The sequence below is a fragment of the Streptomyces sp. NPDC025784 genome, assembly GCF_055558435.1.
Window position 1 is genome coordinate 102075 of the sequence record NZ_JBVHMN010000001.1, and the last position, 19736, is coordinate 121810.

Below are 19736 nucleotides of genomic sequence, written 5' to 3' on the forward strand. Positions count from 1 at the left end.
GACGGCGACAAGGCGCCGGACGCCCGTATCAATGGCTGATACAGGCCACCTTCGGTTCACCGGAAGATCCTCGTCACCAGTAGCGTTCGGGCGGTCACCGAGCGGGCATTGAACGATTGTACGAAACCCGCGAGTAGCTGGGGAGGAAGGAAGAGCCGTGACCGAGGGTGCCGGCATCCGAGGCGGGGACCTGCCGGACGAACTGACCGCCGCCGAGGCCGGGATGTGGCAGGCCTTCCGCAACGGCAGCGTGTACGACCTGCGCAGCGGGGACACCACCGTCGACGATCCGCACGGCGGCCATCCGTGGGGGCCCGAGCGCAGCGTGCGGGCGCGGATCGTGGCGTGGCTGCTGCTCGACGGCCCGCCGGCCCTCCAGGGCAGGGTCTCGTCCCTCAAGCTGACCGGTGTCCGGATCACCGACGTCCTCGACCTCGCCGGCGGCACCGTGGTGCCGTACGTCGAGCTGAAGGGGTGCCGGTTCGAGAAGGAGGTCCTGCTGCCGGAGTCCCGCTTCACGACCGTACGGCTGGTGGACTGCTCGGTGCCCCGGCTGGAGGCGGCCCGGCTGCACACCGAGGGCGACCTGCACCTGCCACGCTGCCGTTTCCACAACGGGGTGCGCCTGACCGACGCGCACATCGGCACCGATCTGCTGCTCAACCAGGCCGTCGTCTACCGGGACCGGCGGGGGCGCTCGCTCACCGGCGACGGCATGACCGTCGGGCAGGACCTCCAGGCGGAGATGCTGGAGTCGCACGGCGAGCTCAGCCTGCGCGGCGCCACCGTCGGCGTCTCGCTCAGCCTGCGCGGCAGCAAACTGAACAACCCGTACACACGGCTGGCCCTGAACGCCCCCCAGCTCACCGTCAACCGCACGCTGTACATGACACCCGCGGGCATCGGCAATCCGCTGCTGACCAGCGGCACCACGCCGGCCCGCGGCACGCTCGTGCAGCGCTTCGAGTGTCAGGGCGGCATCCGCCTGGACGACGGCCGGTTCGGGGACGCCGTCGACCTCGAACGGGCCCGGTTCGTCCTCGACGACGACCAGGAGCTGTCGCTGCGCCGGGTCCAGACGCCCGAACTGCGCTTCCTCGGGGAGAAGCCGGAGCGGGGCCGGGTGGTGCTGTCCGGCGCGCGGGTCGTCAACCTGATCGACCGGGCGTCCAGCTGGCCGGGCCCCGGCAGCCTCCACATGGGCGGCTTCACCTACGAGAGCCTGGTGCCGCAGGGCGCCTTCCCGTTGACCCGGCGACTGGAATGGGTGGCGGCGGCGACCGCCGAGTACAACCCGGAGCCGTACGAGCGGCTGGCCACGGTGCTGCGCAACTCCGGGGAGGACGAGGACGCGCGCGAGGTGCTGCTCGCCAAGCAGCGCCGCCGCCGCGAGACCCTGCCACTGGCCGCCAAGCTGTGGGGGTACGCGCAGGACTGGACCGTCGCCTACGGGTACCGGCCGGGACGGGCCGCGCTGTGGATGGCGGTGCTGTGGGCGGCGTCGTCGATCGCCTTCTCGCACGCCAGCCATCCGCCGATCGGCGGCGACGGGCATCCGCCGTGGAACGCCTCCCTGTTCGCCCTGGACCTGCTGCTGCCCGTCATCGACCTCGGCCAGGCCGGCTTCTGGCAGCTGCGCGGCGGCTGGCAGTGGCTGGCCGCGGCGGTGATCCTCCTCGGCTGGATCCTGGCGACGACGGTGGCGGCGGGCGCGACCCGGCTGCTCCGGCGCGGCTGACGAGGGACCCGGACGCCGACGCGGGTCCCGACGGTCGGCGCGAGGCCGGCAGCCGACGTGGGGCCTGTGGGGCGGGCGGTACGAGGGCTCCCCCGGACTCGTACACACGAACCCCGCGTGTCGCACGAACAGCCGTCGAACAGGTGAGCAACAGTCAGCTTTTACTCGTCCTTGACCAGGGTGGATACAACCAAACGACGGTTACAAAAGTGTCACCGCATACCCCCTGGCAGACCCCCGACCTGCGTCTTTCAATGGTCGACACCATGGCACTGCTGCGCGCGTTCATCCGTACGGTACGGATGGCTAGGAACACCTCGCGCCTCGCCGCCGGACTGCCGGCCGACGACGAGGTACTGCTCGACGCCCCCGACGAGCGTCTCGGTCCCGCCCTCGTCGCGGCGGCCCGCGGCGAGTACGGACCGGCCGCCAAGCTGCTCACCACCACCCGCGAGGCCGCCGAGTGGGAGAACCGCGACCGCTACGCGATGCGCCTCGCGACCTTCGCCCGCTCCCGCGACGCATGGCTGCGGGAGTGGCAGGCCGCCGCGCCGCACGATCCGGACGCCCTGCTCGTCAAGGCCGAGCTGGCGGTGCGCCGGGGCTGGGAGTCCCCGGCCCGTGCCGAGCTGCTCCGCGAGGTCGGGCCGCTGATCACCGCGGCCGCCGAGGGCGATCCGCGCGACCCGGTCCCCTGGCGGATCGCGCTCGACCACGCCCGCGGCACGAACGTCGGGCACTCCGAGTTCGAGCAGCTGTGGGGCGAGGCCGTACGACGTTCGCCGCACCACTACGGCTGCCACGTCGCGGCCCTCCAGTACCTGTCGGCCGCCTGGTACGGCTCGCACCGCGAATGCTTCGACTTCGCCGAGACGGCCGCCCAGGACGCGCTCCCCGGATCGCTGGTGCAGGCGCTGCCGGTGCGTGCGGCCTTCGCCTATCTGACCGAGGGCGGCGGGGCGAAGGTCCCGCGCGAACGTCTGGACGCGGCGGCCGACCTCGCCGTGGCCCTGTCCGCGACGTACACGGAATCCGATCCGTGGCCTGCGGAGGTCCGCAACCTGCTGGTGTACGTCCTGGTCCGGCTGGAGCGCTGGACGGACGCGCTGGAACAGCTGCGCCTCGTCGGCCCGTACGCGACGTCGTTCCCCTGGGACAGGGTCTCCGACGACCCGCTCGGCCAGTTCCTGGAGCTGCGCGACGGCATCCGGCTGGAGGTCGCGTCGGGCCTTCCGCTGCGCTCGCCGGGCCCCGATCCGCATCCGGGAAGTGGGCACGACGGACGCGCCCGCTCCGGCGACCATTAGGCTTTCCCGTCGTGACCACCGTCCGGCTCCCGCTCTTCCCCCTGAACTCGGTGCTCTTCCCGGGGCTCGTGCTTCCTCTGAACGTGTTCGAGGAGCGCTATCGCGCCATGATGCGCGATCTGCTGAAGACCCCCGAGGACGAACCGCGCCGATTCGCCGTCGTCGCCATCCGCGACGGGCACGAGGTGGCTGCGTCCGCGCCCGGCATGCCGGACCAGACGGCCGTGCCCGAACGCGGACCCGCCGCCGGCTTCGGCGACGACCCTGCCAAGGCCTTCCACGAGACGGGCTGCATCGCGGACGCGGCGACCATCAGGGAGCGCGCCGACGGCAGCTTCGAGGTGCTCGCCACGGGCACCACACGCGTACGGCTGCTCTCGGTGGACGCCTCGGGGGCGTTCCTGACGGCCGAGCTGGAGGAGCTGCCCGAGGAGCAGGGCGAGGAGGCGGGGGCGCTCGCCGAGGGCGTCCTGCGGGCCTTCCGCCAGTACCAGAAGCGGCTGGCGGGCGCCCGGGAGAGGTCCTTGTCCACCGGGGCCGACCTGCCGGACGAGCCGTCCGTCGTCTCGTACCTCGTCGCGGCCGCCGTGATGCTGGACATCCCGGCGAAGCAGCGGCTGCTCCAGGCGCCGGACACGGCGTCCCGGCTGCGCGAGGAGCTGAAACTCCTGCGCGCGGAGACCGCGATCATCCGTAATCTGCCGTCGTTGCCGGCGTCCGACCTGACGCGCGGCCCGACGAGTCTCAACTGACACATCCGAGAAGGCCGATGGCGAAGAAGTCGAAGAAGCAGCAGTCCGGGGGCACCCCGGCGACGGTGGCGCTCACGGACGCGGGCGTCGCGTTCACGGTCCACTCCTACGAGCACGACCCGTCCCACCCCTCGTACGGCGAGGAGGCCGCCGAGGCCATGGGCGTCTCGCCGGAGCGGGTCTTCAAGACCCTGGTGGCGGACGTCGACGGCGCCCTCGTGGTCGCCGTGGTCCCCGTGGCGGGCTCCCTCGACCTGAAGGCGCTGGCCACGGCGGTGGGCGGCAAGCGCGCGGCGATGGCGGACCCCGCGGCGGCCGAGCGCACCACCGGCTACGTCCGCGGCGGCATCTCGCCCCTGGGCCAGCGCAAGAGGCTCCGTACGGTCCTGGACTCCTCGGCCGCGGCACACGCCACGATCTGCGTCTCGGCGGGCCGCCGGGGCCTGGAGGTGGAACTCTCCCCCGACGACCTGGCGAAGCTCACGGACGCGGTCTCCGCGCCCGTCGGCCGTGCGTGACCCCTCGACGGACGTCCCGTCCTCGGTTAAGTACGAAGGACATGTCGAAGAAAACGCGCAAACGCAAGTGGCGCATCAAAAAGGGCCGCTCCAACCACGGCCGCCGTCCGGCGTGACCCACTCCCCCTGTGCCGGCCCGTCCGGCGGCTGAGGAAGGGCCGTACGGACCGGAACGGGGGGCTCTCCGGAGGGCACGGGCCCCCGGGCGGACGACTGACAGGGACCCGGCGGGCGGGCCGCCCGCCGGGCGCAGCGGGCGGCGAGCGCCTGCCGGGGCCTGTCCGAGACAGGCCCCCTAGGCGGCCGGAGGCGCGGACGGCCCGCCGGTGTAGGGGCTCTGGTACGGATCGGGATCCCGCGGACCGAACAGCGCGGTGAGCCCGAGGTGGACGACGAGCGCCGCCACGGTCCAGGCCAGCAACGCCCCCTTGGCACCCAGCTTCAGCGGCGCGGAGAACGTCACCCCCTTGCCCACGGCCTTGGCGTGCGCCACCACGTTCTGCGTGGGCCCGAGCCAGACCCCGATCCGCCACGCGATCAGCGAACCGAGCAGCCCCCCGACGGCCAGCGCCACGACCAGCGGCACACCGCCGCGCCGCCGCACCAGGAACACGACGAGCGCGCTCACCGCGCCGAACGCGAGCGCGAGCAGGGTGAACGTTCCGTCGACACCGATGGCCTGCTCGCCCTCGGTGTCCTTCAGATACACGGCGCTGTCGTCCGCGATCAGCGGCACATGCGGCGCCAGCCACCACCACAGCACCCCGAGGAGCAATCCCGTGAGCGCCACGGCCACGGTGATCACGGCGGCCTCGCGCACTTCGGTCTTCATCCCGGGGCCGTCCTGTTCGTACGCGACGCCACCGGCGGGGGGTACCTGCCAGGCGTCGTGCGGGGGCTGTCGGTGCGGCGGCGGGGGCGGAGTCAGCGGAGCGGTCACCCTGACATCGTGCCAGGCCCGGCCGACGGGCGCGTCACCGGACGGCGGCCCTGCGGTACGCCCAGGTGGCGAGGGCCAGCGACACCGCCCCGACACCCGCGCAGACGGCCAGGTCCACGAGGACCGCGGTCCAGTCGGGATGCGCCCCGAAGGTGCGGGCGAAGGCCTCGACGCCGTACGTCGAGGGCAGCAGGTCACGGCCGTACTGCACGACCGTGGGCAGCCGGTCGGCCGGCAGCACGCCCAGCAGCAGCGCCGCGGACATCCCCAACTGGCCGAGCAAAGTGGCGAGTTCCGGTCGCGGGGCGAGGAGTCCGAGCGCGGCCCCGAGGCCCGCGAGTGCGGCACCCGCGAGCGGGATGACCGCGGCGAGCACCCACAGGTGGGCCATCGGCAGCCCGAAGAGCACGCTGCCGAAGACCGCGGTGGCGATGGTCCCGGGCACGGTGAAGGACGCGTAGGCGCCCGCGGCACCGAGCACGACGGCAGCGGGCGGCACGGGCAGCGTCGCGTAGTGGTCGAGCCCGCCGCTCGCCCTGAGCTGCCCGAAGTACTGCGCGAGGAGGTTGAGCGCGACGAAGGCGACCACCAGGACCGACGCCCCGGCGACCACGGCCCGCGCCTCGGCGCCGCCGTCCACCACTCCGCGCATCAGGATCATGATCCCGACGGACTGGAAGGTGGCCACGAACAGCAGCGGGATGCGCGCGACACGGGCCCGGGAGAGCTGCGCCCGGTACACGGCGGCCAGCGAGGGCCACAGCCGCGCACGCGGCCCCAGCTCCACGGCGGCACCAGGCTCCTCGGCCACGGGCAGCGCACTGCCCGGCAGCACTCCGGCGGGTACGACACTCACGTCGAGCTGCTCCCCTTCACTTCGGCAGCCGTCCTGTTTCCAACGCCCGCGGTCTCCCCCGGGTTCCGCGCGCCCGCGGGCCCTCGAAGGGTACGTACGGATCGTGTCTCCCGCGCGCTCACGCCTTCACCAGCCCTTGGGTGTTGCCCCCGAGCGCCAGGTACACGTCCTCCAGGCTCGGGGTGGCCAGGGTGAAGTCGTCGAGGGCCGCGAACGCCGCGCCGCCGGTGACGGTCGCGACGGCCGCACGGGCCTCCTCGGGGGCCAGGCGCAGCGTCCAGCGGCGGCCCGACTCGACGGCACGGGCACGCAGCGCGGCGACCTCGGGCACCTCCAGCGGGGCACGCTCACGCCACACGAGTTCGACCCGCACCTCACCGGCCACCCGCTCCTTGAGCCCGGCCGGGGTGTCGCAGGCGATGACGCGGCCCCGGTCGAGCACGGCGACCCGGTCGAGGACGGTCTCGGCCTCGATGACGTTGTGGGTGACCAGCAGCACGGTCGTGCCGCGCTCGGCGCGGCGCCGGTCCACGGCCGCCCAGACGGCACGGCGGGCCACCGGGTCCATACCGGTCGTCGGCTCGTCGAGGACCAGCAGGGGGCGCTCCCCGACGAGCGCCGCGGCGAAGCAGGCGAGCCGCCGCTGCCCGCCGGAGAGCTTCTTCAGGGGACGGGAGGCCAGTGGGGTGAGGCCCAGCTCGTCGAGTACCGCGTCGCGCTCCGAGCGCGCCTGCCGCAGGTCGAGTCCGCGCAGCCGCCCGGTCGTCTCGGCCGCCAGCGACACCGTCAGCTCGTCCAGCGCGGTGGACTCCTGGCCGAGGTAGGCGAGGATGCGGGCCGCCCGGTCGGGGTGGCGCACGATGTCGTGCCCGAGGATCTCGACGCTGCCGCTGTCGGGACGCATGAGCCCGGTCAGCTGGCGTACGAGGGTCGACTTCCCGGCACCGTTGGGTCCGAGCAGTCCGAAGATCTCGGCACGGCGGATGTCCAGGCGTACGCCGTCGGTGGCGCGCACCTCGGGCGTCGGCGGGGTGCCGCGGTGTCCGCGCAGCGGCGGATAGGTCTTGGTCAGTCCGCGCACCGCGCACACGACGTCGCCCTGGTGTCCGTCCGGGACCGTCTGTGCCGTGCGCGTACTCACGAAGGACGAGGGTACGGGGTCCGATGCCCCGTTATGCGTCCGGGGCCATGGCTCGGGCCCCGCGCGGGCCGCGGCTCACTCCCCGGCGGGGGCGTGCTCCGCGGCCGTCCGCACGTCGATCTCGCGCCAGAAGCCGGCCCGGATCGCGTACCGGTCGTGCTCGTCGATCTGGTCGTCCTTGTGCGCGAGCAGGCCGAACCGGGCCGCGTAGCGCAGCAGCTCGCCGTCCACGCGATGCGGGATGCGCGGGTACATCGTGGACAGCTTCTGCAGATGATTCTGGTCGGTGAGGCGCGCCATCCAGCGGCGCGCGAAGACCTGTCCGACCTCGTACGGGTCGCCGCCGACCGTGGTGATGTCCTCCTCGCGGTCGGCCCATCGCTGCTCGGCGGTGGTGAGCTGGGCGAGCGTGGGCAGCGCGGCGGCCTCCGCCGGCTCCGCGGGGGCCCCGGGCCGGTCGATCCACCCCTTGTCCGAGGACCAGCGCAGCGTGGCGCTCGCCGGGTGCTGGGCGGGCTGGGTGCCGGGCCCGCGCAGCGCGGCGAGGTCCTTCGGCGTGGGGACGCCCTTGGGAGTGGGGACCCGCTCCTCGGTGCCGTTGCGCGGCTCGGCCGCCGTCTGGTGCTCGGTCTCCGGGGCGGACCGTTCGGCGGCCGCCGCGAGTGCCGCGTCGGGCAGCGGGGCGGACAGGATCGCGGCGATCTCGGGGCGCGGCGCGGGCGGCGGCGCGCAGATCCCGCCGAGTTCCTTGGCCCGTACGGCCTTGGTGATCCAGGCCCGGTCGAGGACGCGGCGCTCGTCGGCCTCGGCCACCAGGTCCTCGGACTGGTTGTAGTCGCCGTCGGCGGCCTGCACGGCCCACAGGTGCACGGCGACTCCGTGTTCCTTGGCGGCCATCATGCCCGGCAGCAGATCGCCGTCGCCGGTCACCAGGACCACGTCGGAGCAGGCGCGGTTGCGCGCCAGCTCGGTCAGCTCGGCGTGCATGGCCGCGTCGACGCCCTTCTGCGCCCACCGCCCGTCGCTGCGGGTCAGTGCGCCCAGCCGGACGGTCACCCGCGGCATCACGCGCAGCCTGCGGTGCTCCGGCTGCGGTACGCGGTCGGGGGCGCCGTCGAACCAGTAGATGCGCAGCAGGGGCCGCTCCGTGTCGGACTCGGCGCGCTCGCGCAGGCCCTGGATGAGGGCGGCGTGGTCGACGGTGATCCGGGATCGCGACGGCTCCCCGGCCAGGAGACTGGCAGCAGCCCCGAGCAGATAACCGGCGTCCACCAGGACGATGCAGCGGTCCACGCGGTCCACCCTCTTTCCGGTCTCCGGGAGGTTTGCTTCGGGCTTCCTTCGAGTCTGCCCGACCGCGCGGAGGTTAACGGCCGGAACTCGATCTTCGGCGTGGCGTATCGGAGGATCACCCCTCGACAGGGCTTATTACGCACGGTAATTCTCTGAAATGCGCCTCTTGTCAGCCTATGTGAATCTGGTCGCGGCCCTGGCCCCTAGATCCCCCACAGGAGGCAGATCACCATGGCCAAGAACAAGAACCGCAAGCAGGGCAGCCAGCAGAACCGCGCCTCGCAGGCCGAGCAGGCCCACGAGCAGGCGCAGCGTTCCTCGGCGGAAGCTCAGCAGTCGTCGATGTCGCACGCCCAGGGCAGCCCCGCGGATGTTGCGCGTAAGCAGCAGAAGCGCTTCGGCCACAACTGAGGCCGCGCGTTCGGGCCGTTGAAGCCCGGCACACACTGAGGGGCGCATCCCACTGGGATGCGCCCCCTTTGTCGCTCGGCTCGGTGCGTCCCGTCGCCCGGCTCGGTGCCCCTGCGGGGCACGCGAGCCCGTGCCCGCCGGCTCAGCCGCCCCGCGCGGGCCGGGTGATCAGCCCGCCAGGCAGGACGGGCCGAGCAGCACCTTGAGGTCGCCGAAGAGCGCCGGGTCCGGCTTCACACGGTGCCGGTCGAGCCGCAGCACCGTCGTCCTGCGCGGGCCCTGGAGCCTGATGCGCACCTCGCTCTCGCCCTTGTGGTGGCTGAGGATCTCGCCGAGGCGGCTGACCATGGGCGGGGTGACCTTGACCGCGGGGATGGTGAGGATCACGGGGGCGTTGGTGCCCGCGTTCGACAGGTCGGGGACCTGGAGCTCCATCGCCACCAGGCGCGGCACGTCCTCCCGCTTGTCGAGGCGGCCCTTGACGAAGACGACCGCGTCCTCGACGAGTTGGGTCGACACCAGCTGGTAGGTGGCCGGGAAGAACATGCACTCCATGGAGCCCGCGAGGTCCTCGACCGTCGCGATCGCCCAGGCGTTGCCCTGCTTGGTCATCTTGCGCTGGAGGCCCGAGATGATGCCGCCGATCGTCACCACGGCGCCGTCCGCGTGCTCGCCGCCGGTGAGCTGGGAGATGCCCGCGTCCGCCTTGTCGGACAGGACGTGCTCCAGGCCGAAGAGCGGGTGGTCGGAGACGTACAGGCCGAGCATCTCCCGCTCCTGGGCGAGCAGATAGGCCTTGTCCCACTCGTCGGTCGTGAACTCGACGTCGAGGCCGAAGCCCGGCTCGTCCGCGCTGTCGTCGCCCATCCCGCCGAACAGGTCGAACTGGCCCTCGGCCTCCTTGCGCTTGACCGCGACCACGTTGTCGATCATCGGCTCGAACTGCGCGGTGAGGCCCTTGCGGGTGTGCCCCATGGTGTCGAACGCGCCCGCCTTGATGAGCGATTCCGTGGTGCGCTTGTTGCAGACGACCGCCTCGACCTTGTCGAGGTAGTCGGGGAAGGAGGAGTACTTCCCCTTCGCCTTGCGTCCGCGGATGATCGCCTCCACCACGTTCGTGCCGACGTTGCGGACGGCGGAGAGGCCGAAGAGGATCACGTCGTCGCCCTGGGCGGCGAAGTTCGCCTGGGACTCGTTGACGTTCGGCGGGAGGACCTTGATGCCCATGCGCCGGCACTCGTTCAGGTAGACGGCCGACTTGTCCTTGTCGTCCTTGACCGAGGTGAGCAGGCCGGCCATGTACTCGGCCGGGTAGTTCGCCTTCAGGTAGGCGGTCCAGTACGAGACCAGGCCGTACGCGGCCGAGTGGGCCTTGTTGAAGGCGTAGCCGGCGAAGGGGACCAGCACGTCCCACAGGGCCTGGATGGCCTCGTCGCTGTAGCCGTTCTTCTGGGCGCCGGCCTGGAAGATGGTGAAGTTCTTCGCCAGCTCGTCGGGCTTCTTCTTGCCCATCACGCGGCGCAGGATGTCGGCCTCGCCGAGCGAGTACCCGGCGATGATCTGGGCGGCCTTCTGCACCTGCTCCTGGTAGACGATCAGGCCGTAGGTGACCGCCAGGACCTCTTCGAGGGGCTCTTCGAGCTCCTTGTGGATCGGGGTGATCTCCTGGAGCTTGTTCTTGCGCAGGGCGTAGTTCGTGTGCGAGTCCATGCCCATCGGGCCGGGACGGTAGAGCGCCGAGACGGCGGAGATGTCTTCGAAGTTGTCGGGCTTCATCAGGCGCAGCAGCGAGCGCATGGGGCCGCCGTCGAACTGGAAGACACCGAGGGTCTCGCCGCGCTGGAGCAGTTCGAAGGTCTTCGGATCGTCGAGCGGCAGGGCCAGGAGGTCGAGGTCGACGCCCTTGTTGGACTTCACCATCTTGACGGCGTCGTCCATGATCGTCAGGTTGCGCAGGCCGAGGAAGTCCATCTTCAGCAGGCCGAGCGACTCGCACTGCGGGTAGTCCCACTGCGTGATCGTCACGCCGTCCGTGTGCCGCACCCAGACCGGGGCGTGGTCGACGATGGGCTCGCTGGACATGATGACGCCGGCGGCGTGCACGCCCATCTGCCGGACCAGGCCCTCGACGCCCTTGGCGGTGTCGATGACCTTCTTCACATCCGGCTCGTTCTCGTACATCGCCCGGATCTCGCCGGCCTCGCTGTAGCGCGGGTGCGAGGAGTCGGTGATGCCGCTGAGGTCGATGCCCTTGCCGAGGACGTCGGCGGGCATCGCCTTGGTGAGGCGGTCGCCCATCGCGTACGGGTAGCCCAGCACGCGCGCGGAGTCCTTGATCGCGTTCTTGGCCTTGATCTTGCCGTAGGTGCCGATCATGGCGACCTTGTCGGCGCCGTACTTCTCCGTCACGTACCTGATCACCTCGACGCGCCTGCGCTCGTCGAAGTCGATGTCGACGTCGGGCATGGAGACGCGCTCGGGGTTGAGGAACCGCTCGAAGATCAGGCCGTGCGGGATCGGGTCGAGGTCGGTGATACCCATGGCGTACGCGACGATCGAACCGGCCGCCGAACCACGGCCCGGGCCCACCGCGATGCCCTGCTTCTTGGCCCACATGATGAAGTCGGCGACCACGAGGAAGTAGCCGGGGAACCCCATCTGGATGATGACGTCCATCTCGTACTCGACCTGCTTCTGGCGGTCCTCGGGGATGCCGCCCGGGAAGCGGCGCTCCATGCCGAGGCGGACCTCCTCCTTGAACCAGGTGACCTCGGTGAACCCCTCGGGGATGTCGAACTTCGGCATGAGGTTCTTCGCCTCGAACATGCCGGTGGTGTCGATCTGCTCGGCCACCAGGAGGGTGTTGGCACAGCCCTCCTGCCAGGCGTCCGAGGAGTCGACCGCGTACATCTCGTCCGTGGACTTGAGGTAGTAGCCGGTGCCGTCGAAGCGGAAGCGGTCCGGGTCGGAGAGGTTCTTGCCGGTCTGGATGCACAGCAGGGCGTCGTGCGCGGTCGCCTCGTGCGCGTACGTGTAGTGCGAGTCGTTCGTCACCAGGGGCGGGATGCCGAGCTTCTTGCCGATCTCCAGGAGGCCGTCGCGGACCCGGCGCTCGATCTCGATGCCGTGGTCCATCAGCTCCAGGAAGTACCGGTCCTTGCCGAAGATGTCCTGGTACTCGGCGGCCGACTTCAGGGCCTCGTCGAACTGGCCGAGGCGCAGCCGCGTCTGCAGCTCACCGGAGGGGCAGCCGGTGGAGGCGATGAGCCCCTCGGACCACTGGGAGATCGTCTCCTTGTCCATGCGCGGCCACTTCTGGAGCCAGCCCTCGGCGTACGCGTCCGAGGAGAGGCGGAAGAGGTTGTGCAGGCCCGTCTTGTTCGACGCCCAGATCGTCTTGTGCGTGTAACCACCCGAACCGGACACGTCGTCGCGCTTCTGGTGCGGCTGGCCCCACTGGATCTTGCGCTTGTTGCGCCGGGACTCCGGGGCCACGTACGCCTCGATGCCGATGATCGGCGTGACGCCCGCCTTCTTCGCCGTGTGGAAGAAGTCGTACGCCCCGTGGAGGTTGCCGTGGTCGCTCATGGCGATGTGCGTCATGCCCATCTCATTGCAGGCATTGAACATGTCCTTGAGCCGCGCGGCACCGTCCAGCAGCGAGTACTGGGTGTGGACGTGCAGGTGCGTGAACGGCGGCTTCGACACGGCTTCGGCCTCCAAGGAGAACAATCGTCGACAGGCTGCGGACAGTCTGGGGGGTCAGCGTCGAAGTCTATGCCGGGCCACTGACACTCCGCGGAGGATCACACGTACCTTCATGCGGGGTACCCGTAACCCTCGGCGCTGTCGCCGCCGGATTCCGGGCACTCCCGTGGTCCGCCGTCCGTTGGGATGGCTGGACCCCATGTCCACGGGGACGGTGCGCCGGCCCCACGTCACGCATCACCTGCACCAGGAGGCACCCAGCGATGTCGGTCCCGCAGCTCAGCGACGAGCAACGCGGCGAGCAGATCCTCGCCGTCTTCGACACCGCCTTCGGCGAGCTCCTGGCCGCCGACCCGGCCGCGTTCCGCGTGAAGTTCCGCAAGATGGCGGCCTCCGCCTTCGCGTTCTACCGGGGCACGGCGTGCCTCTTCTACCACGACCTCGACGCCGACAAGCGCGGCGGCCCGTACCTGGACGACCGCACCGCGCGTGTATGGATCCACGGCGACCTGCACGCCGAGAACTTCGGCACGTACATGGACGCCCAGGGCCGCCTGATCTTCAACGTGAACGACTTCGACGAGGCCTACGTCGGCCCGTTCACCTGGGACCTCAAGCGCTTCGCGGCCTCCGTGGCCCTCGTCGGCTATGCCAAGGCGCTCAGCGACGAGCAGATCACCGAACTGGTCACGGTGTACGCGGCGGCCTACCGCGAGCGCATCCACTCCCTCGCGACCGGCGCCAAGAGCGACGAGGTGCCGCCCTTCACGCTGGACACCGCGGAGGGTCCGCTCCTGGACGCGCTGCGTGACGCCCGCTCGCTGACCCGCTTCGGACTGCTCGACTCCATGACCGAGATCCGCGACTTCGAGCGCCGCTTCGCGCCGGGCGGCGGTTCCATCGAGCTGGACGCGGCCACCCGCTACAAGGTGCTCGCCGCCTTCGACGGCTACCTGGAGACGCTGCCGGAGTCCTCGCTGGCCCGCCCGGACTCGTACCGCGTGAAGGACGTCGTCGGGCGCCGCGGGATCGGCATCGGCTCGGCCGGTCTCCCGTCGTACAACATCCTCCTCGAGGGCAACAGCGACGCCCTGGAGAACGATGTCGTGATCTACATCAAGCAGGCCCAGACCCCCGCCGTCTCCCGCCACATCACGGACTCCTCGATCCGCGAGTACTTCCAGCACGAGGGCCACCGCACGGTGATCTCCCAGCGGGCGCTCCAGGCGCACGCCGACCCGTGGCTGGGCTGGACCGAGCTGGACGGCTCGGGCCAGCTGGTCGCCGAGGTGTCGCCGTACGCGGTGGACCTCGACTGGAGCGACATCGACGACCTCGAGGAGATCGCCGCGGTCGTCGCGGACCTCGGCCGGGCCACGGCCACGATGCACGCGGCGGCGGACGACGAGAGCGGCCACTCGGAGCTGGTGCCGTTCTCCACGGAGCGGGCCATCGACGCCGCGATCGCGGCCGACGAGGACGGCTTCGCCGCTCTCCTGGTGGACTTCGCCCACAGCTACGGCGCACGGGCGCGTGCCGACCACCAGATCTTCGTGGACCTCTTCCGCAACGGCCGCATCCCGGGGCTGTAGGGCTCCGGCCCGCTCCCACGGCGCTCCCGTGATTCATGGGAATCCTTTAGGGGACTCTTACGGGAGCCCGTGGGAGACTCTCTGCGCTATGGACTTGTCCGGGACCCCACTCAGAGCCGTACGCGCGGCGCTGTTCACGGCTGTCGTCGTGACCCTCTCCACCGCGTCGCACGTCCTGCTGTCCCGGGCTCCCCTGCCACTCGCCACCGTCGCCGCGATCGCCGCCGCCGTCTTCGTCATCGCGTTCGCGCTGGCCGGCCGCGAGCGCGGCTTCGGGCGGATCGCCGCCCTGCTGATCCCGCTGGAGCTGGCCGCCGACACCGTGTTCACCACGGGCCAGCACGTCTGTTACGGCCGGGCCGGCGGTCCGGTCGCCGGCCCGCTGCGCTCGGTCGGCCTCGACGTGCTGTGCGGCGGCGGCAGCGTCGGCGCCCCGCTGGCCCGGGTGACCGGCGGCCACGGCGACCGTGCGGCGACGCTGCTCGCGCACACCGATCCGACCGCCGCCTGGCTGCTGCTGGGCGCGCACGTCACCGTCGGGCTGATCGCCGCCGCCTGGCTGCGCCGCGGCGAGCGGGCCCTCGCCCAGCTGCTGCGCGCGATGGGCGCCTCCACCTTCCGGCCGCTGCTGATCGCGGTCGCCGCGGTGACCGTGCGACTCGCTCCGGCGCGCCGGCTGCCGCGCACCGCGCACCGCGCGCTCTTCACCCGTACACGTCTGTTCGTGCACTCCCTGGGACGACGAGGACCGCCCCGCTCACTCGTTCTCGGCTGAGCGACCGCTCCCGGGCCGACGCCCCGGAGCACAAGCAGTCCCCTTTACGTATCCGCGTACGACATGTGCGCGTCCCCCATGGAGATCACCACTATGAGCAAGCGGAACAGCCAGGCGGCGAAGTCGGCGGCCCGTGAGAAGCTGCGCCTCGAACGCGAGCGTCAGGCCAAGCGAGAGAAGATCAGGCGGCAGGCCGTCGTCGCCGGCTCCCTCGTCGCCGTCCTCGCGATCGCCGGCGGTGTCGGCTACGCGGTCGTGCAGAACAACAAGCCCACCTACTGGGAGACCGCCAGTGACGACAAGGTGGTGGCTCCGGCCAACACCACGGGCACGAACGGCACGACGGTCGTCCTCGGCCAGAGCACCGCGAAGAAGACCCTGAAGCTGTACGAGGACCCGCGCTGCCCGATCTGTGCGCAGTTCGAGCAGACCGTGGGCTCGACGCTGAAGTCGGACTTGGACGCCGGAAAGTTCAAGATCCAGTTCATCGGCGGCACGTTCCTGGACGGCGACTCCGACAAGAGCGGCAAGATCCAGATCGGCTCCCGCGGTGAAGGCGCCAAGAACGCGATGAGCGCCCTGGGCGCGGCGCTGAACGTGAGCCCCGAGGCCTTCCTGGAGTACAAGACCGCGCTGTACTCGGCGAAGTTCCACCCCGAGGAGACGGACGACAAGTTCAAGAGCGACGACTACCTGATCAAGGTGGCGGACACGGTCGGCGCGCTCAAGAACAACACGGCGTTCCAGAAGGCCGTCAAGGACGGCACGTACGACTCCTGGGCCCTCGCGATGTCGCAGACCTTCAACACCAACAAGGACGGCGTCGACGGCACGCCGAGCCTGGTGATGGACGGCAAGAAGCTCACGGGCTCCGACGGCAAGAACGCGCCGATGACGACCGCCGAGTTCACCACGGCGATCGACGCGGCACTCAAGGCCTGAGTCACCGGCTCCGGTGTCCGTGCCGAGACCGGGACCGGAGCCACCGGCGGCCCCTCACGGGCGCGTTGAACGACCGGCTCCCGAAGAGCGGGCGAACTTTTGCCAGTTCGCCCGCTCTTGGCTTGTACCGATCGGTAACCTGATCGCTCGTGACCAGTCGACTCAGATCATCCGACTCCTCGGGCGCCCTCAACTCCCGCGCCCCGCGCCGCCGCACGGTCGTCAAGGCCGCGGCCGCCACCGCCGTCCTCGCCGCCCCCTTGGCGGCCGCCCTGCCCGCCCGGGCCGCCGGCGAGGCACCCGCCTTCCTGCACGGCGTCGCCTCCGGCGACCCGCTGCCCGACGGCATCCTGCTGTGGACCCGCGTGACGCCCACTCCGGAGGCGATACCCGGCTCCGGGCTCGGCCCGGACACCGAGGTCAGCTGGACCGTCGCCAAGGACAAGGCGTTCGGCACGATCGTCGCCAAGGGCACCACCACCGCGACGGCCGCCTCGGACCACACCGTCAAGGCGGACATCCGCGGTCTGGAACCCGCCACCGACTACTGGTTCCGCTTCTCCGCCGGCGGCACCGACTCCCCCGCCGCACGCACCCGCACCGCGCCCGCCGCCGACGCCTCCGTGGCCGGGCTGCGCTTCGGCGTGGTGTCCTGCGCCAACTGGGAGGCGGGCTACTTCTCCCCGTACCGCCACCTGGCCGCCCGCGGCGACCTGGACGCCTGGCTGCACCTCGGCGACTACATCTACGAGTACAAGTCGGGCGAGTACGCGGCGCGCGGCAAGGTCGTCCGGCCGCACGCCCCCGCGAACGAGATCCTCACCCTCGCCGACTACCGCACCCGGCACGGCCGTTACAAGACGGACCCGGACCTCCAGGCACTGCACCACAAGGCGCCGGTCGTCGCGATCTGGGACGACCACGAGTTCGCCGACAACGCCTGGTCGGGCGGCGCCGTGAACCACACCGAGGGCGCCGAGGGCGCCTGGTCGGCCCGTCAGGCCGCCGCGAAGCAGGCCTACTTCGAGTGGATGCCGGTGCGTCCCGCCATCGAGGGCACCACCTACCGCCGGCTGCGCTTCGGCAAGCTCGCCGACCTCTCGCTGCTGGACCTGCGCTCCTTCCGCTCGCAGCAGGCCTCCACGGCCAGCGGCTCGGTGGACGACCCGGACCGTACGCTCACCGGCCGGGCCCAGCTCGACTGGCTGAAGTCGGGGCTGAAGGCCTCGGACACCGCCTGGCGCCTGGTCGGCAACTCGGTGATGATCTCGCCGTTCGCGGTGGGTTCGCTCCCCGCCGATCTGCTGAAGCCGCTCGCCAAGCTGCTCGGGCTGCCGCAGGAGGGCATCGCCCTCAACACCGACCAGTGGGACGGCTACACGGACGACCGCCGCGAACTGCTCGCGCACCTGCGCTCCCAGGCGATCCGCAACACCGTCTTCCTCACCGGCGACATCCACATGGCCTGGGCCAACGACGTGCCGGTCGACGCGGGTACGTACCCGCTGTCCGCCTCCGCCGCCACCGAGTTCGTGGTCACCTCGGTCTCCTCCGACAACCTCGACGACATCGTCAAGGTCCCGGAGGGCACCGTCTCGGCCGTGGCGTCGCCGATCATCCGCGCGGCCAACCGGCACGTCCACTGGGTCGACACCGACCGCCACGGCTTCGGCGTCCTGGACATCACGAGTGCCCGCGCTCAGATGGACTACTACGTGCTCTCCGACCGCACGGATCCGAACGCGACCGCGTCCTGGGTCCGTTCGTACCGCACGCGCAGCGGTACGCAGAAGGTGGAGCGGACGTACGACCCGGTGTGACGCCGTGCCGACGGCGCTGTCCGGAGAGCTCCGCGGGCCGACGGAGCTCTCCGGGCCATTGGCGCCCTCCGCGCTGACCGGGGCGCTCCCCGGGACACCGCCGGACCGGCTCCCGCCGCCGCCCTACAGGCTGTCGAGGAAGCCGAGCGCCACCTTCCAGGTGGCCTCGGCCGCCTCCGCGTCGTAGTCCGGCAGGTCCGGGTCGGTGTACAGGTGGCCCGCGCCGGCGTACCGGTAGACCTCGACGTCCGCGCCGGCTCGGCGCATCTGCAGGTACCAGGCGCTCAGCCAGTCGTCCGTCTCGAACTGGTCCGGCTCGGCGACGTGCAGCTGGACCGGCAGCTCGTCCACCGAGGCGCTCTCCGCGATGTCCGAAGTGCCGTGCAGGAGCAGCAGTCCCCGGGCCTTCTCGTCGCCCAGGGCGAGGGTCTGCGCGATCGACGCGCCGAGGGAGAAGCCCGCGTACACCAGGCCGCGCTCGGAGTAGGGCGCGGCGGCGAGCACGGCGCGCTTGAGGAGCTCGTCCTTGCCGATCTCCTCGTTGAAGGCCATTCCCTCCTCCACGGTGTCGAAGGTGCGGCCCTCGAAGAGGTCGGGCGTCCACACCTCGTGCCCCGCGGCACGCAGCCGGTCCGCCGCGGCGCGCACCGCCGGCCGCAGCCCGTAGGTGGAGTGAAAGAGCATGACGTTCATGGGCTCCATGGTGCCAGCCTGGACCGACAACGCCGCGCGGGCCCAGGTGCGGACGGCTTCCGGCTCCATGTTTGGACCGCGGCGGGCCGGTTACGGTCGGGAGCATGGAGAACGTACTGCGCCCGGTGATCGTCGTCGGCGGCTCGGTCGTGCTCACGCTGCTCGTCGGGTGGGCCGTGGACCGGCTGCTGCGACGCGCGGACGGCCGGCATCACGAGACCCCGCTGTGGGGGCTGCTCCGTCGCGGCCGTATCCCCTTCCAACTCGTCCTGTGCACCGCCATGCTCAGAGGGTCCTACGCGGAGGCCAAGCTGCTGGAGGAGCACTCCATCGGCGTCGGCCGGATCCTGACGCTGACCCTCATCGGCTCCACGGCCTGGCTGGTGGTGCGCATCGCCGCCGCCGTCGTGGAGACCTCCTACACCCGCTATGCGACCGCGCACCGCGACCCCGCCCGGGTCCGCCGGGTGCGCACCCAGGTGACGCTGATCCAGCGGGTGGTGTCCGCGATCGTCGGTGTGGTCGCGGTCGCCGCGATGCTCCTCACCTTCCCGGCGATGCGGGCGGCCGGCGCCTCGCTGCTCGCCTCGGCCGGCGTCCTCGGCATCGTCGCCGGTGTCGCCGCTCAGTCCACGCTGTCGAACCTCTTCGCGGGGCTGCAGATCGCCTTCGGCGACATGGTGCGCCTCGGCGACACGGTCGTGGTGGACGGCGAATGGGGCACCGTCGACGAGATCACCCTGACCTTTCTGACGGTACGGACCTGGGACGAGCGGCGGATCACGATGCCCGTCTCGTACTTCACCTCGAAGCCGTTCGAGAACTGGTCGCGCGGCAGCGCCCAGATGACCGGCATCGTCTTCTTCCACGTCGACCACTCGGCACCGGTGGAGGCCATGCGCGAGAAGCTGCGCGACATCCTGCGCGAGTGCCCGGCCTGGGACGGACGCGACTACGGGCTCGCGGTCACGGACTCCACCCCCAACACCATGCAGGTGCGCGCCCTGGTCACGGCCAAGGACGCGGACGACATATGGACGGTGCGGGTCACGGTCCGCGAGCGGATGATCCGCTGGCTGACCGAGGACCACCCCTACGCGCTGCCCCGCGTCAACACGGCGGACGCGGCGCCGCCTCCCGGCAGGACGCTGCGGGCTCCGCGCCGCGACCAGGACGGCGCCGCGACCCGCCGCCCCTTCGAACCCCCACGCACCGGCACGGGCCGCGGCTAGCCGCACCCGGAGGCCGCC

At 71.3% G+C, this 19736-nt stretch carries 16 protein-coding genes; 10 read left to right on the forward strand and 6 right to left on the reverse strand.

The window, feature by feature from the left end:
• Positions 1 to 157: 157 nt before the first annotated feature.
• The 4 genes from ACZ4IF_RS00440 (at position 158) to ybaK (ending at position 4315) form a co-directional block, all read left to right on the forward strand.
• A complete protein-coding gene (locus ACZ4IF_RS00440; RefSeq protein ID WP_467558232.1) occupies positions 158 to 1738 on the forward strand; it encodes an oxidoreductase in 1581 nt (526 codons plus the stop codon).
• A gap of 254 nt (positions 1739 to 1992) precedes the next feature.
• Complete coding sequence (locus ACZ4IF_RS00445; RefSeq protein WP_467559905.1) at positions 1993 to 3045, forward strand: hypothetical protein; 1053 nt, start codon at positions 1993 to 1995, stop codon at positions 3043 to 3045.
• An 11-nt stretch (positions 3046 to 3056) separates the two neighbouring features.
• Complete coding sequence (locus tag ACZ4IF_RS00450; RefSeq protein WP_467558234.1) at positions 3057 to 3797, forward strand: LON peptidase substrate-binding domain-containing protein; 741 nt, start codon at positions 3057 to 3059, stop codon at positions 3795 to 3797.
• 17 nt (positions 3798 to 3814) lie between these two features.
• The gene (gene ybaK, locus ACZ4IF_RS00455; protein WP_426675898.1) at positions 3815 to 4315 is read left to right on the forward strand and encodes a Cys-tRNA(Pro) deacylase; all 501 of its coding nucleotides are present in this window, start codon (positions 3815 to 3817) and stop codon (positions 4313 to 4315) included.
• A gap of 295 nt (positions 4316 to 4610) precedes the next feature.
• Here ybaK and ACZ4IF_RS00460 read toward each other — a convergent pair whose 3' ends face one another.
• The 4 genes from ACZ4IF_RS00460 to ACZ4IF_RS00475 all read right to left on the reverse strand — a co-directional run bounded on the left by ACZ4IF_RS00460 (position 4611) and on the right by ACZ4IF_RS00475 (position 8545).
• Positions 4611 to 5255, reverse strand: coding sequence for an AAA family ATPase (locus ACZ4IF_RS00460; protein WP_359491251.1), 645 nt, complete (start codon positions 5253 to 5255; stop codon positions 4611 to 4613).
• Positions 5256 to 5289: 34 nt separating this feature from the next.
• A complete protein-coding gene (locus tag ACZ4IF_RS00465; protein ID WP_467558237.1) occupies positions 5290 to 6111 on the reverse strand; it encodes an ABC transporter permease in 822 nt (273 codons plus the stop codon).
• Positions 6112 to 6229: 118 nt separating this feature from the next.
• Positions 6230 to 7201 carry an ABC transporter ATP-binding protein gene (locus ACZ4IF_RS00470; protein ID WP_345644179.1) on the reverse strand — a complete coding sequence of 324 codons (972 nt, stop codon included), beginning with the start codon at positions 7199 to 7201 and terminating at the stop codon, positions 6230 to 6232.
• Positions 7202 to 7327: 126 nt separating this feature from the next.
• Positions 7328 to 8545: an NYN domain-containing protein gene (locus ACZ4IF_RS00475; protein ID WP_359491255.1), complete on the reverse strand. Its 1218-nt coding sequence runs from the start codon at positions 8543 to 8545 to the stop codon at positions 7328 to 7330.
• A gap of 231 nt (positions 8546 to 8776) precedes the next feature.
• Here ACZ4IF_RS00475 and ACZ4IF_RS00480 point away from each other — a divergent pair, with 231 nt between their 5' ends.
• Positions 8777 to 8956 (forward strand): hypothetical protein, encoded by a 180-nt coding sequence (locus tag ACZ4IF_RS00480; RefSeq protein WP_359491256.1) that lies wholly within the window; start codon positions 8777 to 8779, stop codon positions 8954 to 8956.
• 168 nt (positions 8957 to 9124) lie between these two features.
• Here the strand turns inward: ACZ4IF_RS00480 and dnaE are convergent, their stop codons facing one another.
• Positions 9125 to 12664, reverse strand: coding sequence for a DNA polymerase III subunit alpha (dnaE, locus tag ACZ4IF_RS00485; RefSeq protein WP_467559907.1), 3540 nt, complete (start codon positions 12662 to 12664; stop codon positions 9125 to 9127).
• A 263-nt stretch (positions 12665 to 12927) separates the two neighbouring features.
• On the opposite strand from dnaE, the gene ACZ4IF_RS00490 reads away from it, so the two are divergent.
• From ACZ4IF_RS00490 to ACZ4IF_RS00505, 4 genes are all read left to right on the forward strand, one after another.
• A complete protein-coding gene (locus ACZ4IF_RS00490; protein ID WP_467558240.1) occupies positions 12928 to 14256 on the forward strand; it encodes a DUF2252 domain-containing protein in 1329 nt (442 codons plus the stop codon).
• Positions 14257 to 14344: 88 nt separating this feature from the next.
• Positions 14345 to 15031, forward strand: coding sequence for a hypothetical protein (locus ACZ4IF_RS00495; protein WP_467558242.1), 687 nt, complete (start codon positions 14345 to 14347; stop codon positions 15029 to 15031).
• 93 nt (positions 15032 to 15124) lie between these two features.
• Positions 15125 to 15973, forward strand: coding sequence for a thioredoxin domain-containing protein (locus ACZ4IF_RS00500; protein WP_467558244.1), 849 nt, complete (start codon positions 15125 to 15127; stop codon positions 15971 to 15973).
• Positions 15974 to 16122: 149 nt separating this feature from the next.
• Positions 16123 to 17793 (forward strand): alkaline phosphatase D family protein, encoded by a 1671-nt coding sequence (locus tag ACZ4IF_RS00505; protein ID WP_467558246.1) that lies wholly within the window; start codon positions 16123 to 16125, stop codon positions 17791 to 17793.
• A 123-nt stretch (positions 17794 to 17916) separates the two neighbouring features.
• Here the strand turns inward: ACZ4IF_RS00505 and ACZ4IF_RS00510 are convergent, their stop codons facing one another.
• Positions 17917 to 18486, reverse strand: coding sequence for a dienelactone hydrolase family protein (locus ACZ4IF_RS00510; protein WP_359491265.1), 570 nt, complete (start codon positions 18484 to 18486; stop codon positions 17917 to 17919).
• A 104-nt stretch (positions 18487 to 18590) separates the two neighbouring features.
• Here ACZ4IF_RS00510 and ACZ4IF_RS00515 point away from each other — a divergent pair, with 104 nt between their 5' ends.
• Positions 18591 to 19718, forward strand: a complete 1128-nt coding sequence (locus tag ACZ4IF_RS00515) for a mechanosensitive ion channel family protein (RefSeq protein ID WP_467558248.1) — start codon at positions 18591 to 18593, stop codon at positions 19716 to 19718.
• Positions 19719 to 19736 lie beyond the last annotated feature (18 nt).